13 protein-coding genes are annotated in these 15166 nt (G+C 70.6%); 5 read left to right on the top strand and 8 right to left on the bottom strand.

All coding sequences use genetic code 11. The features are described 5' to 3' along the window. Window positions 1-50: 50 nt before the first annotated feature. Genes aztD through aztB form a run of 4 tightly spaced genes read right to left on the bottom strand, consistent with a single transcriptional unit; the run spans window position 51 to window position 4240 of the window. The gene (gene aztD, locus IEY84_RS11955) at window positions 51-1235 is read right to left on the bottom strand and encodes a zinc metallochaperone AztD (protein ID WP_183547446.1); all 1185 of its coding nucleotides are present in this window, start codon (window positions 1233-1235) and stop codon (window positions 51-53) included. A 10-nt stretch (window positions 1236-1245) separates the two neighbouring features. After that, entirely contained in the window at window positions 1246-2169 is a 924-nt protein-coding gene (gene aztC / locus IEY84_RS11950) for a zinc ABC transporter substrate-binding protein AztC (RefSeq protein ID WP_183547443.1), read from the bottom strand. Next, the gene (locus IEY84_RS11945) at window positions 2166-3392 is read right to left on the bottom strand and encodes a PQQ-binding-like beta-propeller repeat protein (protein WP_183547440.1); all 1227 of its coding nucleotides are present in this window, start codon (window positions 3390-3392) and stop codon (window positions 2166-2168) included. Before IEY84_RS11945 ends, aztC begins: the two co-directional genes overlap by 4 nt. Next, entirely contained in the window at window positions 3353-4240 is an 888-nt protein-coding gene (aztB, locus tag IEY84_RS11940; protein ID WP_183547437.1) for a zinc ABC transporter permease AztB, read from the bottom strand. The genes IEY84_RS11945 and aztB overlap by 40 nt, the downstream gene beginning before the upstream one ends. A 55-nt stretch (window positions 4241-4295) precedes the next feature. Here aztB and aztA point away from each other — a divergent pair, with 55 nt between their 5' ends. Further along, window positions 4296-4940, top strand: a complete 645-nt coding sequence (aztA, locus tag IEY84_RS11935; protein WP_221209003.1) for a zinc ABC transporter ATP-binding protein AztA — start codon at window positions 4296-4298, stop codon at window positions 4938-4940. Window positions 4941-5078: 138 nt separating this feature from the next. Here aztA and IEY84_RS11930 read toward each other — a convergent pair whose 3' ends face one another. Then, window positions 5079-6725, bottom strand: a complete 1647-nt coding sequence (locus tag IEY84_RS11930; protein ID WP_183547434.1) for an acyl-CoA dehydrogenase family protein — start codon at window positions 6723-6725, stop codon at window positions 5079-5081. Between the two features lie 91 nt (window positions 6726-6816). On the opposite strand from IEY84_RS11930, the gene IEY84_RS11925 reads away from it, so the two are divergent. Both IEY84_RS11925 and IEY84_RS11920 read left to right on the top strand, forming a co-directional pair. After that, window positions 6817-7542, top strand: a complete 726-nt coding sequence (locus IEY84_RS11925) for a PaaX family transcriptional regulator C-terminal domain-containing protein (RefSeq protein ID WP_183547430.1) — start codon at window positions 6817-6819, stop codon at window positions 7540-7542. Between the two features lie 66 nt (window positions 7543-7608). Next, window positions 7609-7827, top strand: coding sequence for an amphi-Trp domain-containing protein (locus IEY84_RS11920; protein WP_183547427.1), 219 nt, complete (start codon window positions 7609-7611; stop codon window positions 7825-7827). Window positions 7828-7834: 7 nt separating this feature from the next. Here the strand turns inward: IEY84_RS11920 and IEY84_RS11915 are convergent, their stop codons facing one another. Next, complete coding sequence (locus IEY84_RS11915) at window positions 7835-8782, bottom strand: 1,4-dihydroxy-2-naphthoyl-CoA synthase (RefSeq protein ID WP_183547424.1); 948 nt, start codon at window positions 8780-8782, stop codon at window positions 7835-7837. A gap of 56 nt (window positions 8783-8838) precedes the next feature. Between IEY84_RS11915 and IEY84_RS11910 the strand changes: the two genes are divergently transcribed. After that, complete coding sequence (locus tag IEY84_RS11910) at window positions 8839-9300, top strand: nitroreductase family deazaflavin-dependent oxidoreductase (protein ID WP_183547421.1); 462 nt, start codon at window positions 8839-8841, stop codon at window positions 9298-9300. 68 nt (window positions 9301-9368) lie between these two features. Then, window positions 9369-9971 carry an ACT domain-containing protein gene (locus tag IEY84_RS11905; RefSeq protein ID WP_373292302.1) on the top strand — a complete coding sequence of 201 codons (603 nt, stop codon included), beginning with the start codon at window positions 9369-9371 and terminating at the stop codon, window positions 9969-9971. 146 nt (window positions 9972-10117) lie between these two features. Here the strand turns inward: IEY84_RS11905 and recD are convergent, their stop codons facing one another. Further along, the gene (gene recD / locus IEY84_RS11900) at window positions 10118-11875 is read right to left on the bottom strand and encodes an exodeoxyribonuclease V subunit alpha (protein WP_183547416.1); all 1758 of its coding nucleotides are present in this window, start codon (window positions 11873-11875) and stop codon (window positions 10118-10120) included. Continuing rightward, complete coding sequence (locus IEY84_RS11895) at window positions 11872-15165, bottom strand: UvrD-helicase domain-containing protein (protein ID WP_183548071.1); 3294 nt, start codon at window positions 15163-15165, stop codon at window positions 11872-11874. Before IEY84_RS11895 ends, recD begins: the two co-directional genes overlap by 4 nt. Window position 15166: the final 1 nt, after the last annotated feature.

The raw sequence follows: 15166 nt of genomic DNA, 5'->3' as shown, positions 1-15166 counted from the left end.
CTCGGCCGCAGGCGGCCTCGCGGCTCGACCAGCGGCGGGCTGCCCCAGCCTCAGCCGATGGCGATCTCGTTCGGCTGCTCGTCGAGCTCGACCGAGGCGGTGACCTCACCGGAGGTGAGGTCGACGGCGTGGACCGTGTTGGCGGCCGGCTCGGTGACGTACGCGATGTCGCCGTTCACCTTGATCGCGGGGTGCGGGTCCTGCCACTCGGCGGGGCCCTCCCAGGGCTTCACGACCGGGAACTCGTCCGTGATCTTGCCGGTCGCGGGATCCAGGACGTGGATCGAGCCGTCGGTGGCGAGGATGTAGGCCAGGTCGTCGGGGCCGCGGGCGACGTCGCGGAAGGTGTACTCGACACCCTCGGGAAGCGCGACCGGCTTGAAGGTGCTCTTCTCGGTGTCGATGAGCGTGACGGTGTCGAGCAGGTAGCCCTCCGCGTCGGGGTCGGTGTTGTAGTCACCGACGATGATGGGGCTGGTCTCCGAGACGTACGCGTTGCCCATCCGGCCGAACTCGTCGGGCGCCTGGAGCTTCTCGAACGCACCGTCGCGGTAGAGCAGTGCGCCGTCCTCGCAGCCGAAGACCACCGCCTCGTCGGCCGCGGTGCCCTCGCCGTGGATCCCGGGGCACGTGTCGTTGGCGGCGATCTGCTCGAAATCGTCGCCCTTCGGGGCGAGCGCGATGGCGCCCGAGCGGCTCTCCTCGGTGCCCACCGTGGTCAGCAGGGTCCCGTCCTCGAGCACGATCGAGACGCCGTGGTGGGCCTCGGGAGCCGTCCAGGTCGTCGTCTCCGGAAGCTTGCCTGCGTCACCGAGCGTGTCGGTATCGAAGATGGTCGTCTCGCCGCTGCCGTCAGCGTAGAGGACCGTCTTGTCGCCGTGGTGGACGACGTGGCCGCCGGCGTCGGCCTCGAAGACGAGGTCGGTCAGCTCGGGGGTCTGGGCGTCGAGCACCTGAAAGCCCTTGCTGGTGGTGACCGCGAGGTTGCGGCCGTCGCCGACCGAGTTGAGGCGTACGAACTCCTCGGTCTCGAACTCGTCGACGACCTCGAGGGTCTCGCCGTCCAGGACGGCGATCCCGTCGGCATAGGAGACGGCGAGGCGGTTGCCGGCGTCTGCCGACTTCTGGTTCGTGGACTCGTCGCCTTCTGCGGTCGATCCGCACGCCGAGAGCGCCAGCGATACGCCGGCCACCGCCGCGACGGCCCGGAGGGCACGGTTCTGTGGGGTCTGCATGGTGCGCCTTTCAATCGGTGGGCTCGGAGAGCCCGCTGGTGATGCGCTCGGTGTTGGCGCGCATCATGGTGAGATAGGTGTCGGCGCCCTGGCCCTTCTCGGTCAGGGACTCCGTGAACAGCTCGCTGACGTCGACGTCGACGCCCGCCTCGTCGGCGAGCACCTGGATGAGCCGGTCCGGCTGCGAGGACTCGGCGAAGATCGTCGGTACGTCGGCCTGCTCGATCGCCTCGGACAGATCACGAAGGTCCGCGGCACTGGGGGCGGCCAGGGTCGTCCCGCCCGGGATGACCGCGCCGACGACGCGGAACCCGAACCGATCGGCCAAGTAGCCGAAGACGTGATGGTTGGTGACCAGGCTGCGGTGCTGCTCGGGGATGCTCGCGAAGGAGTCGGTCATCTCCTGGTCGAGGTTCTCGAGCTCGGCCTGGTACGCCGCCGCTGCTTGTTCCACCAGCTGGTCGTCGATGCCGTCGATGTCCGCCGCTGCAGCCTCGAGACCGTCGACGACGTCGCGCATCCGAGCCGGGTCGGCCCAGAAGTGCGGGTCCGGGGTGCCTTCGGCTTCGCCGTCGGAGTAGTCGAGGACGTCGATCTGCTCCCCCGCGACGTACGTCTCGACGCCGGCCTCGGCCGCCTTGTCGAGGTGGCGCTGGAGGCCCTCCTCGAGCCCGAGCCCGTTGGAGACGAGCAGGTCGGCATCGCGCATCATCGCAGCCTCCCGTGCCGAGATCTCGAAGGAGTGCGGGTCGGCGTTCGGTCGCATCAGGGTGGTGACTCGGGCGGCGTCGCCGACCGTGTTCGCGACGACGTCACCGAGGATGTTGGTGGTCACCACGATGTGCGGGCGGTCGTCGCCGTCGTCACCTCCAGCGCAGGCCGTGAGCGTCGTCGCGACCGCGATCACGGCGGCGGCCCCGAGCAGGCGCCTCATCGGCCCGACTCCGTGAAGAACACCGGAGCGGTGGGCGTCTCGAGCGTCCGCGCGATCCGCGCCTTGTCGGCGTAGTCGATCTCGTGGACGACCCCCTCGGTAGGCACGTTGAGGTAGGCACGCTCCTGGTCGACGACCAGGTCGACTCCCGCGGCGGCCTCGCTCAGGTCCACGAGGGGCTCCGTCGCGGCGAGCTGCTTGGCATCCTCGGCGGCGAAGACGCGGACCCGGCCGGTGGTGTCGAGGGCGAGGACGTGTCCCTCCTCGTCGTCGGCGGCGACCACCTGACGCAGCGGTACGCCAGCATCGAGGTGGCTCCAGGTCCGCTCACGGGTGTCGAGGAGCCAGATCCCTGTCTTCCCGGACAGCGCTGCGACGGTCGGGCGGCTCTTACGACCGTCGAACGCCGTCGCCCGCGGAGCGGTGGTGCCCTTCGGGTACGCGATCCGCTCGAAGCTCGGTCTGCCGTCCGACTCGGTGGCCAGCACCGCACCGTCTGCACAACCGATGACCACACCGACGCGGGTCGTGATGGTGCCGCTCGCCTGGGCGCAGGGGATCTGCTCCCCGACCACGCTGCCGTCGGCGTCGTGATAGCTCAGCCCGGTCACCTCGCCGTCGGCGGCGACCGTCACCAGGGCGCCGTCACCGAACGGCGCGACCAGCCCGGCATGGGGCTCGCCATCGATCCGGAACTGCTCGCGCACCTCACCGTCGGCGAGGGCTTCGTTGTCGAGGAGGACCGCCTCACCGCTGCCCTCGAAGAACACCCCGGTCGAGCCGGCGGTGGACAGCGGCCCGGTCGCGACCGTCGCCTCGCCTTCGCCCTCGACCGTGTCGAGCAGCATCGGCTCGGCCCGGTAGTAGTGGAAGTGGTCGCCGTGGTCCCACGTCCACACGCCGCTGTCGACGACCTCCACGCCGTCCGCGGTGGTCGCGAACAGGTAGCGGCCGTCGCTCTCGACCGCGCTCGGGGCGCCGATGATCCCCACCTTCGCGGTGCTCCCCTCGATCAGGTCGAGCTGGGCGACCGCGCCGTCGGCGGCGATCGTGGTCAGATGGAGCTGGGGCTCGGCGACCTCCTGGGCGCCTTCGACGGCGCCATGGTCCTTCTCCGAGCCGGCGCTTGTGTCGTCGACCCGAGGGGTCGCGGTGCTGGCGCATCCCGTGCTGACGGCCAGCGTCAGCCCTGTGACGACGCCGGCGAGTGTCCTGCGGTGCATGTGGTCCTTTCGGATGTGGGGGACAGACGTCGAAGAAGACCGAGGCCGCTGCGGAGCAGCCCGGAGGCGACCGCGGTGAGGATCGCGGCGCAGGCGATCGAGGCTCCGGCTGCGGTCTCCGCGTACCAGGACGCGGTCAGGCCGAGGAAAACCGCGACGGCGCCGATCGCGGCGGCGCAGGCCATGGTCGTGGGGATCCTCGTGGTCCATTGGCCGGCGGCCACGGCCGGCGCGAGGAGCAGCGCGATCACGAGCAGCGAGCCGACCGCCTGGTAGGACGCGACCACGGCGAGAGTCACCAGACCGACGAGCATCACCTGGGCCAGCTGCGGATGAAGGCCCAACGTACGGGCGATCCTGGGGTCGAAGGCCGAGGCGACGAACGAGTGGTGGAACCCGATGGCGATGGCGAGGGTGACGGCGAGAGCGACGGCGAGGACGGTGATGTCGTCGGTGCCGATGGCGAGCACGTCGCCGAACAGCATCGCCGTCGCGTCCGTGGCGAAGCTGCGCGAGTGGGAGACGATGATGATGCCGAGCGAGAGCATCGCCACGAACAGCAGCCCGATACTGGTGTCGTACGTCAGCCGGCCACGTCGCTGGAGCGCTCCGATCGTCGCGCTCATGACGATCGCGCTGACCGCGCCGCCGAGCATGACGGGTGCGCCGAGGACCGTCGCGAGGGCGACACCCGGGAGCATCCCGTGCCCGATCGCCTCACCGAGGAACGCCATTCCCCGGATCACGACCCAGGTGCCGACGACCCCGCAGATCGCTGCGACCAGCACGCCACCGGCCAGCGCCTGCAGCATGAAGTCGGTCCGGAAGGGTTCGATGATCGACGGCACGGAGCGGGACTCTAGCGGTTAATGAGAATGGTTACCAATTGCTATAGTGCTGCATGTGCTTCCCTCCGACCCGACCGACTCCTCCCACCTGTCCGCCCGCAGCCTGTGCTTCGGGTACGACGGCCAGGACGTTCTCCACGACGTCAGCGCTCGCTTCACGCCCGGCACGGTCACTGCCGTCGCCGGGCCGAACGGGTCCGGGAAGTCGACGTTCGTCGAGCTGCTCGCCGGGGTCCGAGGCCCGCGACGCGGCACGGTCGACCGCCGCGGGCGGCTCGCGCTGGTCGTGCAACGGCCCTCGACCCCGGACGCGCTTCCGGTGACCGTCCAGGACGTCGTCGCGATCGGGACCTGGGGGCGCCAGCACCGGCGGGACCGGCAGGCCGGCAGACAGACCGCGATCGCCGAGGCGATCGGCCGGGTCGACCTGACCGGCCTGGAGCGGCGTACGTTCGGCGAGCTCTCCGGGGGACAGCGCCAGCGGGCGCTACTGGCTCAGGGCATCGTCCAGAACGCTGAGATCCTGCTCCTGGACGAGCCCGCGGCGGGGCTCGACGCCGGCAGCCGCGGACGCACCCGCGAGATCCTCACCGAGGAGGCCGCTCGCGGGGCCACGGTCGTGTGCGTCACCCACGACGAGGAGAGCATCGCCGCCGCGGAGCATGTCATCCGGTTCGAGGACGGTCGCATCGTCGGGTGAGATCCTCGCGGCCGTCGGCATACCCGTCTCGGCTGCGCTACGACAGAGGGTCCGAGCTTGTGAATCACTTCCCAAGCTCGGACCCTCTGTCATAGCGCGCCAACCCCAGCCCTGCTCCAGCAGCCTCTGGCGGCCAGGTCAGGCCGGAAGGGCTCGCTCGATGATCGCGCCCAGGTCTCCGCGCGGCGACAGCGTCCCGAAGGCGCCACCCCAGTCCCGGCCGAGACGTGAGGCGCAGAACGCGTCGGCGACGGGGGCAGGCGCGTGCCGAACGAGCTGCGAGCCCTGGAAGACCAGCGCCATCTGCTCCACGATCCGTCGCGCCCGGAGCTCGAGGTCGTCGAAGGAGGTGAACTCCTTCTTCAACCGGTCCAGCGCGGCGTCATAGCGGGCGTCCGCACCGGCGGCGAGCTCGGCCTCCGCCATGAACGCGTCGAGGGAGTGCGGCTCCTTCGCGAGCGCTCGCAGGGCGTCGAGCGCCGCGACGTTGCCCGACCCCTCCCAGATCGAGAGGAGCGGCATCTCGCGGTAGATGCGCGCGACGTCGAAGTCCTCGATGTAGCCGTTCCCGCCGAGACACTCCAGGGCCTCGTTGACCATGAACGGCGCGCGCTTGCAGACGTAGTACTTCGTGACGGCGAGGGCGATCCGACGCAGAGCCGCTTCGCCCTCGTCGCCGCGGATCGCCCGGTCGTTGGCACCCGCCAGCCGCAGCATCGCAGTCGTCGCCGCCTCGGACTCGACCTGCAGGTCAGCCAGTACGTTGCGCATCGCCGGCTGGTCGACCAGGAGCTTGCCGAACGCCGAGCGGTGCTGGGCGTGGTGCGCCGCCATGGTCAGCGCGGTGCGCATGCCGGCCGAGGAGCCGATCACGCAGTCGAGCCGGGTCATGTTGACCATCTCGACGATCGTGCGGACCCCACGGCCCTCCTCGCCGACGAGCCAGCCGGTGGCCGCGTCGTACTCGATCTCGGAGGAGGCGTTCGACTTGTTGCCGAGCTTGTCCTTGAGCCGCATGAAGCGCATCGCATTGCGCTCACCGCCGGGCAGCACCCGCGGCACGAGGAAGCACGAGACTCCGTTGGACGTCTGGGCGAGCGTGAGGAACATGTCGCTCATCGGCGCACTGGTGAACCACTTGTGCCCGCGCAGGACGTACGTCCCATCCGTCTGCGGCGTCGCGGTCGTCGTGTTCGCGCGGACGTCGGAGCCGCCCTGCTTCTCGGTCATCGACATCCCGGCGATCAGACCGCGCTTGGTCTGGGGGTCGCGGAGGCCGAAGTCGTACTCCCGATTGGTCAGCAGCGGCTCGAACCTGGCGGCGATCTCGGGGTTGGCCCGCAGCGCGGGGACCACCGCGTAGGTCATCGAGATCGGGCAGCCGTGGCCGGCGTCGACGTTCCAGGCGAAGAACTTCGCGGCCCGGGCGACATGGGCGCCGGCGCGGTCGTCGGCCCAGGGGGCAGCGTGCAGGCCGTGCTCCACCGCGGTGGCCATCAGTTGGTGGTACGCCGGGACGTACTCGACCTCGTCGACGCGGTGACCGTAGCGGTCGTGGGTGTGCAGACGCGGCGGCACCCGCTCGGCGAGCCGGCCCCAGTCCTGCGCCTCCGCGGTGCCGGCGAGGCGACCCAGCTCGTCGATCTCCGGCAGCGCCCACGCCGCGCCCTCACGCTCGACGCCCTCCCGCAGGACCGGGTCTCCGGCCGTGTTGTGACCCACCAACGGCGGGACCTGGTTGCTGACCACATGGGTGGAATGAGCCTCGTGACTGCCAGTCGTCATGTTACAGATGTTACCACAGTCGTCTTCTATAATGTTGCAGCCTGCGCCCCGGTGGTCGAGATTGTCGAGACCCTGCTGAGAGGATGCAGAGGTGGCTACCGCGCGTGATGACCTTGCTCCGCTCTCCGCCCGCTCTGCCATCTTGAGCCTGATGCTCGGCGCCCACCCGAACCCGCTGACGCCCGCCGACCTCGCCCGCGCCGGCCAGTTCCTCGGGATCGCGCCTTCTACCGTGCGGGTCGCGGTCACCCGCGCCGTCGCCGACGGCGACCTACGCCGGACCGATGCCGGCTACCGACTCGGCGAGCGGCTCATCCAGCGCCAGGCCCATCAGGACGAGGCCGTACACACCGCCGACAAGCCCTGGGACGGCACCTGGGAGATGGCGATCGTCGTCACCACCGGCCGCCCCGGCTCGGAGCGCGCGATCCTGCGCGACGCCCTGAAGGCCCACCGCCTCGCCGAGCTCCGCGAAGGTGTCTGGACCCGCCCCGCCAACCTCCAGCGCCCGCGCTTCTCCGACCCGGTGCTCCAGACGTTCACCGCCACCCCGGAACAGGACCCCGGCGACCTCGCCTCCTCGTTGTGGGATCTCGCCGGTTGGGCCCGCGAAGGCGAGCGCCTGCTCGAGCGCCTGTCGACGACGCCCGAGCCCGCGCTCCGGCTCGCCACCGCCGCCGCGATCGTGCGCCACCTCAGCGCCGACCCGCTCCTCCCCGTCGAGCTCCGCCCTTCCGACTGGCCCGCGGCGGAGCTGCGCGAGACCTACAGCGCCTATCAGCGCGAGCTGAGCGAGCTCGCCGCGCTGCCACGGTGAGGGGGCTGGCGCGAATCACGCTCGGCCGAGATCATGCAACCCCAACGCCACAACAAGGAGCTCAGCATGGACCTGATGGAAGTCACCGAACGAGCGAGGCTACGTCGCGAGGATGCGGCGGCTCGCCTGCGCGCCCTGGCCGACGCGCTCGCCAGCAACAACGAGGTCGAGTTCGAAAGAGAAGGACTGCGTTTCAAGGTGCGCGTACCCGACGAGGTCGACTTCAAGCTCGAGATCGAGATCGGGGACGACGAGCGCGAGCTCGAGATCGAGCTGAAGTGGTGACGGGAGCTCAGTAGTACCAGGGGTAGGGCGACCAGTCGGGCTCCCGCTTCTCGAGGAACTGGTCGCGCCCCTCCTGGGCCTCGTCGGTCATGTAGGCCAGGCGGGTGGTCTCGCCGGCGAACATCTGCTGGCCGACGAGGCCGTCGTCGAGGAGGTTGAAGGCGTACTTCAGCATCCGCTGGGCCGTGGGTGACTTGCCGTTGATCTTGCGGCCCCACTCGAGCGCGACGCCCTCGAGCTCGGCGTGCGGCACGGCGCGGTTGACGGTGCCCATGCGGACACCGTCCTCGGCCGAGTACTCCTCGGCGAGGAAGAAGATCTCGCGGGCGAACTTCTGGCCGACCTGGCGAGCGAGGTAGGCGCTCCCGTAGCCGCCGTCGAACGAGCCGACGTCGGCGTCGGTCTGCTTGAAGCGCCCGTGCTCGGCGCTCGCGAGCGTCAGGTCGCACACCACGTGGAGGGAGTGGCCGCCGCCGGCGGTCCAGCCGGGGACGACGCAGATGACGACCTTGGGCATGAAGCGGATCAGTCGCTGGCACTCGAGGATGTGCAGCCGGGCGAGCTTGGCCTTGTCGATCGGGGTGGGCTCCTCCGCGCCGGTCCGGCCGGCGGCGTACGCCTCGGTCTCCTCGTACTGGTAGCCGGCCTTGCCGCGGATGCGCTGGTCGCCGCCGGTGCAGAAGGAGTGCTTGCCGTTCTTGACCGACGGGCCGTTGCCGGTGAGTAGGACGCAGCCGACGTCGGCGGAGATCCGGGCGTGCTCCAGCACGCGGAGGAGCTCGTCGACGGTGTGCGGGCGGAAGGCGTTGAGTACGTCGGGGCGGTCGAAGGCGATGCGTACGGTGCCGTGCTCCTTGGCCCGGTGGTAGGTCAGGTCGGTCAGATCCTCGAAACCCGGGACGTCGTCCCAGCGGCTCGGGTCGAACGTGTCGGAGACTCCTTCGATAGCACTCATGCGCCCGAGGCTATCCGGGGTCGGAATAGTCACGGCGATCGGCTGTTATGAAGGACATGACCGAACTGCAAGGTGAATACGTCCCGAGCACGGCCGACTGGGTGCGCGAGCAGGTTGCCGCGTTCGAGGCCTCCGACGGCGCCGAGGCCAACGTCCTCGAGCGCGACGGCAAGCCGATCATCCTGATCACCAACCGCGGCGCCAAGACCGGCGCGATCCGCAAGACCCCGCTGATGCGGGTCGAGCGCGACGGCCGCTACCTCGCGGTCGCCTCGATGGGTGGCTCCGACAAGAACCCCGCCTGGGTGGCGAACTTCCGCAAGTACCCCGACATGGTGCTCCAGGACGGCGGCACCAAGAAGGCGTACGTCGCTCGCGAGCTCGCCGGTGCGGAGCGCGAGGAGTGGTGGGCCTATGCGGTGCAGACCTGGCCGACGTATGGGGAATATCAGCCCAACACCTCCCGGATCTTCCCGCTCTTTCTGCTGGAGCCGGCCGGCGAACAACCCGCCAGTTGATCGGCGTGTAACCGCGACAGTGCCACGACTGTCGGTTCGCGACGCTAGGGTCTAGGGCCATGCCGTTCCTGCTACGCGTCGAGCTGCCCGATATCCCGGGTTCCCTCGGTCGCCTTGCCTCCGCCATCGGTGAAGCCGGTGGCGACATCGAGGCGATCGAGATCGTCGAGAAGAACACTGTCGACGGAAGAGCCGTCGACGATGTGCTCCTCGAGACCCAACCGGGAACGATGCCGGACTCCATCGTGTCGGCGTGCAACGAGCTCGAAGGCGTGCACGTCGTCTGGATCTCCCGCTACGCCGCCGGCGGAAACCTCTTCCTCGACCTCGAGGCCGTCGAGGACCTCACCGAGAACGCCCACGAGGCGCTCGACCGACTCATCGACGTGCTGCCGCTGACCTTCCGCGCCGACTGGGCCATCCGCGTCCACCGCGTCAAGGGAATCAGCCGGGCCACCGACGGCTCCCCCGAGAACGTCCCCTTCATCGAGCTCGACCGGCCCGAGCGGATCGAGGTCGAAGGCGAGGACGAGAACATGTTCGCCGGCGCCCGCATCGACGGCAACGAGATCGTCATCATCGGCCGCCGCGGTGGCCCCGACTTCCTCGACTCCGAGCTGGCCCGACTGGGCCACCTCGCCTCGCTCGCCACCTCCATCGCGCGGTCCTGACTCCCGCCGAGACGTCAGTCCCGTCGGCCGAGACGTCAGTCCCGTCGGCCGAGTTGGCACAGGTGTGCCAACTCGGCCGTCCTGAGTGACGTCTCGGCCGACCTGAGTGACGTCTCGGGCGACCTGAGTGACGTCTCGGCGTGCGGTCAGTGGTGGCCGAGGCGCTGACGGAGGCCGGAGGCGCGCTGGGCTCGGCGGGTGATCGCGGCGGTGACGGCGTCGGGGGTGCCGACGATGCGTACGCGCTCCTGCGCCCGCGTCACCGCGGTGTAGAAGAGCTCGCGGGTGAGCAGGGGCGAGTCGTCGGGCGGGAGCAGGACGGTGATGGATCTGGCCTGGCTGCCCTGGGACTTGTGGACTGTCATGGCGTGCAGGGTCTCGATGTCGCCGAGGCGGGAGGGTGCGTACGTCGCGCCGCCCGCAATCGCGACGCGGAGGTCGCCGCCGGCATCGGTGAAGGTGACGCCGGTGTCGCCGTTGAAGAGGCCCAGACCGTAGTCGTTGGCGGTGACGAGGACCGGGCGGCCCGGGTACCACTCGTGACCCCAGCCGATGCCGAGCGCCTCACCGGTGGTCTCGGCGAGGCCGCGCTCGATCACCCGGTTCCAGTGGGAGACGCCCCAGGGGCCGTCACGGTGGGCGCAGAGGAGGCGCGACTCGTCGAGCATGCGTACGCAGCGCTCCGCATCACCAGCGAGCGCGGCCTCGTGCAGGGCGACCGCGTGCGCGACCAGATCGCGCTCGACCTCGGCAACCCTGGCCTCGTCGGCCGGGTCGACGAGCTCGACCGCGGGGTCGCCGGACTTCAGGACGTCGAGCGCCGCGTCGGCGTCGCCGACCCGCAGCGCCTCGGCGAGAGCGCCGATCGCGCCCCCGAAGCGATGGGTGATGCGGAGCGCGGCCACGGCGTCGGGCGATCGCACGGCGAGCCCGGCGACGAGGTCGGAGAGCACCGCGCCGGCCTCGACGCTGGCGAGCTGGTCGGGGTCGCCGACGAGGATCAGCCGCGCCTCCGGGCGTACCGCCTCGAGCAGCCGCGCCATCATCGTCAAGGACACCATCGAGGTCTCGTCGACGACGATCACGTCGTGCGGCAACCGGTTGGTGCGGTGGTGCTTGAACCTCGTCGACGATCCGGGTCGCCAACCGAGCAGCCGATGAAGGGTCGATGCGGTCAGGCCGGAGAGGCGAGCGCGGTCGGCGGCGGTGAACTGCGGCGCCAGCTGGGCACTCTCGACCGCCTCCTGCAGCCGCGCGGCCGCCTTGCCGGTCGGTGCAGTCAGCGCGACCCGCAACGGCGTCGCGGACTGCTCGGTGAGCAGCGCCAGCAGCCCCGCAACCGTCGTCGTCTTGCCGGTGCCGGGACCGCCGGTGAGGACCGTCGTCGACTGCCGGGAGGCAGCCAGCGCGGCGGCGCGCTGCTCGGCGTACCCCTCGCCCGGGAAGAGCCGGGCCGCAGTCGCCTCCAGCAAGGCATCGTCGGCCACGGGGCGGGGCGAGGCCAGGCGGGCGAGCAGGTCGTCGCGTACCTGTCCCTCTTCGCGGTGATACCGGTCGAGATAGAGCAGGCCGTCCTCGACCTGCACCAGGGACTGAGCGGCCAGGGGGCTGTCGGCGACGGCCTCGAGCCAGCCGGCGACGGCCGGCCACGGCAGCGTCTCCTCGGTCTCCCGCGGCGCAGCCAGGTCGACGCACACCGAGCCGTGCCTGATCGCGCGGACCGCCAGCGCCACCGCCAGCCGCACCTCGTCGCGGGTCTCCCCCGCGAGCGTCGCTGCGCGGGTCGCGACGTGCACGTCCGCCGCGGTCAGCACTCCCTCGCGGTTGAACGACGCGAGCAGGCCGGTCGCGGACCGGGCCAGGCGTGCGTCGAAGGGATCCTCGGACTCCCAGCGCTCGATCATGCGCTCACCTCATCCGGGAGAGTTCCGTCCAGCAGGTCGGACAGCGCGATCGCGAGGGATGCGGGCGGCTGCCAGGTGAAGACGCCGGTCGGGATGCCGTCGACGACGGGGGTGTCCGGCCCGAGCATCCCGCGGACGTAGAGGTAGAGCACGCCGCCCAGGTGCACCTCCGGGTCGTACCCGGCCAGACGCCAGCGCAGGAAACGGTGCACCACCGCGGAGTAGAGGAGCGCCTGCAGCGGGTAGTGGGAGTGCAGCATCGCCTCGGCCAGCTTCGGCTGGGTGTAGTCCATCGCCTCGACGCCCAGGAAGTTGGTCTTGTAGTCGACCACCACGAACCGGCCGTTCGGGAGCCGGAGAACCACGTCGACCGAACCGGTGAGATAGCCCCGCAGGGACTGGTCGCCGAGCGGTGGGGTCTCGAGCCGGTCCGCGTACGTCACCATCGGGTCGTCCGCCGGCAAATGGGCGCGCAGCAGCGGGGCGAGATCGCGTAGACGTACGTCGGGAGCACCCGGACCGCGCGTGTCGCCACCGGCCAGCGGGATCTCGAAGTCGAGCTCCCGAAGTCGGTCGCGCAGCGGAATCTGGCCCAACGTCAGGCCGTCGGCCAGCGGGCCGAGCTGGGTGAGGTTGAGCGGCAGCATCGCGGTCGCGAGCTCCTCGGCCGAGGCCGGGACCGGCCACCAGCGCAGCTGCTCGCGGGTCCTCGTCAGCAGCTCTTCGGCCAGGTCGGGCGCCTCCGGATCGGTGTGCTCCAGGACCGCGTGGACCAGCGACCCGAAGCCGGCGCCCTTGGGCAGCTCGGCCATCGGCGAGAGGTGCTCCTCGGCCGCGGCGGCCTCGACGAGATCGACGTCGTCGGCGAGCGGCTCGTCGTCGGTGCCCTCCACCTCCGGCTCCGAGGTCGCGACCACGCCTTCGTCGACCCGGATGAGCCCGGAGTAGGACGTACGCCGCCACTCCGCGTCCACATCCCGGGTGAACGCCCGCGCGGCGAGCAGGCCGGGCGACTCTGCTCGCACCGGCGGCGCTGCGGCAACGGGCACCGCTTCCTCGGCCACCGGACCGCCGTGGCGCGCGACGTTGCTCAGCAGCGTCGCCGCGTCTTCGTCGCTCGGCACAGGAACGCTGTCCGGAACCACCGCTTGGCCAGGACCTCGCCCGAACAACAGCCGATGAAGGCCCCCGGTGGCGGTGTTGGCCGTCGGTGCCCACCATGCGACGACCTGCGACTGCGCTCGGGTCAGCGCGACGTACAGATCGCGCAGCTCCTCACCGATCTCCTCGCCCTGGTGCCGGGCCAGGTTCTGCGGCCACTGCGCCCCGATCCCGGTGACATCGATGGTGCGCTGACCGGATTCGTCGTGGAACCGGGCAACGTCGGGGTCGCGCACGAAGTAGTCGTAGGCGAAGGGCAGATAGACGATCGGGTACTGCAGCCCCTTGGAGCCGTGCACCGTCACGATCTGCACCGCCGCCGCATCGGAGTCCAGTCGCCGCGGTCGCTCGGTGGCAGCCGTTCGCCGCCGCTCGTCACGGAACCAGGTCAGCAACGCCGGCAGCCCGAACGAATCGCGCACCGCGATGTCGTGGAGCAGCTGCCCCAGATGACGTACGTCGGTGAGCAACCGCTCCCCGTCGGTGCGCCCCAGCACGCGCGCAGTGAGCCCGCGCTCCTCCGCCGCCTCGATCAAGGCGGCGACGCCCCGGCCGCGCAGCAGCAGCGCCCAGCCGCGCAGCGTGTCGGCGATACGGGAGGTCAGCGCCTCGCCGCCCGCGTCGAGCTGGGCAGCGGTGTAGCCGAAGAAGACGCTCAGCCCGGCCGCTCGCACCAGCGGCGTCCGATGCGGCGAGTCGAGCGCCTGCAGCAGCGCGAGCCAGTCCTCACCGGCGGGGGTCAGGAAGACGTCGCCGCCACCGGCCATCACCGCTGGGATGCCGTGCTCCTGGAGCACACGCTGCACCAGCAACCCGTGGGAGCGCACCCTGACGATGACCGCGATGTCCCCGGCCTGGACCGGAGCGTCGCACCAGGTAGCCCCGGAGCCGAGCAGCCCGGCGATGTCGCCGGCGAGATCACGGGCGATGTGGGTGCGGGCGTCGCCAGCGGTGATCATCTTGCCGCGGGTGAGCTTGAAGCCGCTGCGACCTACCCTTCTGATCCGGAACGGTGAGGGATGCGGAGCCCCAGCCAGCCGAGAGCCGTCGTGGTGGGCCTTCACGTCGTGGACGACGATCTCCGGCGAGCCCAACGCCGCGCCGCGCAGGACCACCTGGAGCCGCTCGACCAGCGGGGCGTCGCTGCGCCAGTTGGTGCCGAGCGTCGCCTGCGTCTCGGCTGCTCGGGCGGCGGTCAGATAGGTGAAGACGTCACCGCCGCGGAAGGCGTAGATCGCCTGCTTCGGGTCGCCGATGAGCACCAGGGTGGCGTGACCCTCGAAGGCCCGGGAGAGCACCTGCCACTGCACCGGATCGGTGTCCTGGAACTCGTCGACCAGCACGATCCGCCACCGCTGCCGCATCCGCGACCGGGCCGGGGCCGCCGGATCCTCCAGCGCGACCGCGAGCCGGGAGAGCAGGTCGTCGTAGGACATCACCCCGCGCATCTGCTTGCGTCGGTCGACCTCGTCGCGCACGGCTTCGGCGAACCGCACCCGCGCGCCCGCCACCGGGTCCTCGGACGGCGCCGGCGCCAGCATCGACTGCGGATCCTCGATCGCGGTGCGTGCCAGGCTCAGCGCGTCGTCGCGGTCGAACGGTGGCCGCTCCTTCGCCTCACCGAACCACTTCAGATAGAGGTCGTCGACGACCTCCACGACCAGCTCGTCGAGCGACTCGACCAGCTCGGCACCGGCGTCGGTGTCACCGGCCACGCCCAGCGAGCGCAGCACGAGCTGACAGAACTGGTGCGTCGTCGCGATCGTGGCGCCGTCGAAGGAGGCCAACGCGTCGCGTACGCGCTCGTGGCGTACCCGGATCTCGTCGTCGGGCACGTTCAGAAGCAGCTCGAGGTGGGCGTCGAGCGGGGCGGGGCGCCGCCTTCGGACCGCCTCTGCGAAAGCCCGCTCCGCCTCGACCAGGTGAGCGCGCACCCGGTCGCGCAGCTCCTGGGATGCGGCACGGCCGAAGGTGATCGCCAGGATCTCGTCGAGCTTGGCCTCTCCCTCGATCACGTAGCGGGTGACCAGGGCGCCGATGGTGAAGGTCTTTCCGGTGCCGGCCGACGCCTCGATCAGCATCGTGCCGGTGGGGAGGGGGCCAGTCAGGTCGAAGGGAGCGAACTGCATC

Origin of the sequence: Nocardioides albus, assembly GCF_014648255.1 — a bacterium.
Lineage (GTDB): Bacteria > Actinomycetota > Actinomycetes > Propionibacteriales > Nocardioidaceae > Nocardioides > Nocardioides albus.
The sequence above is the reverse complement of the archived record's forward strand: the minus strand, read 5'-3'. Positions and strand labels throughout refer to the sequence as shown.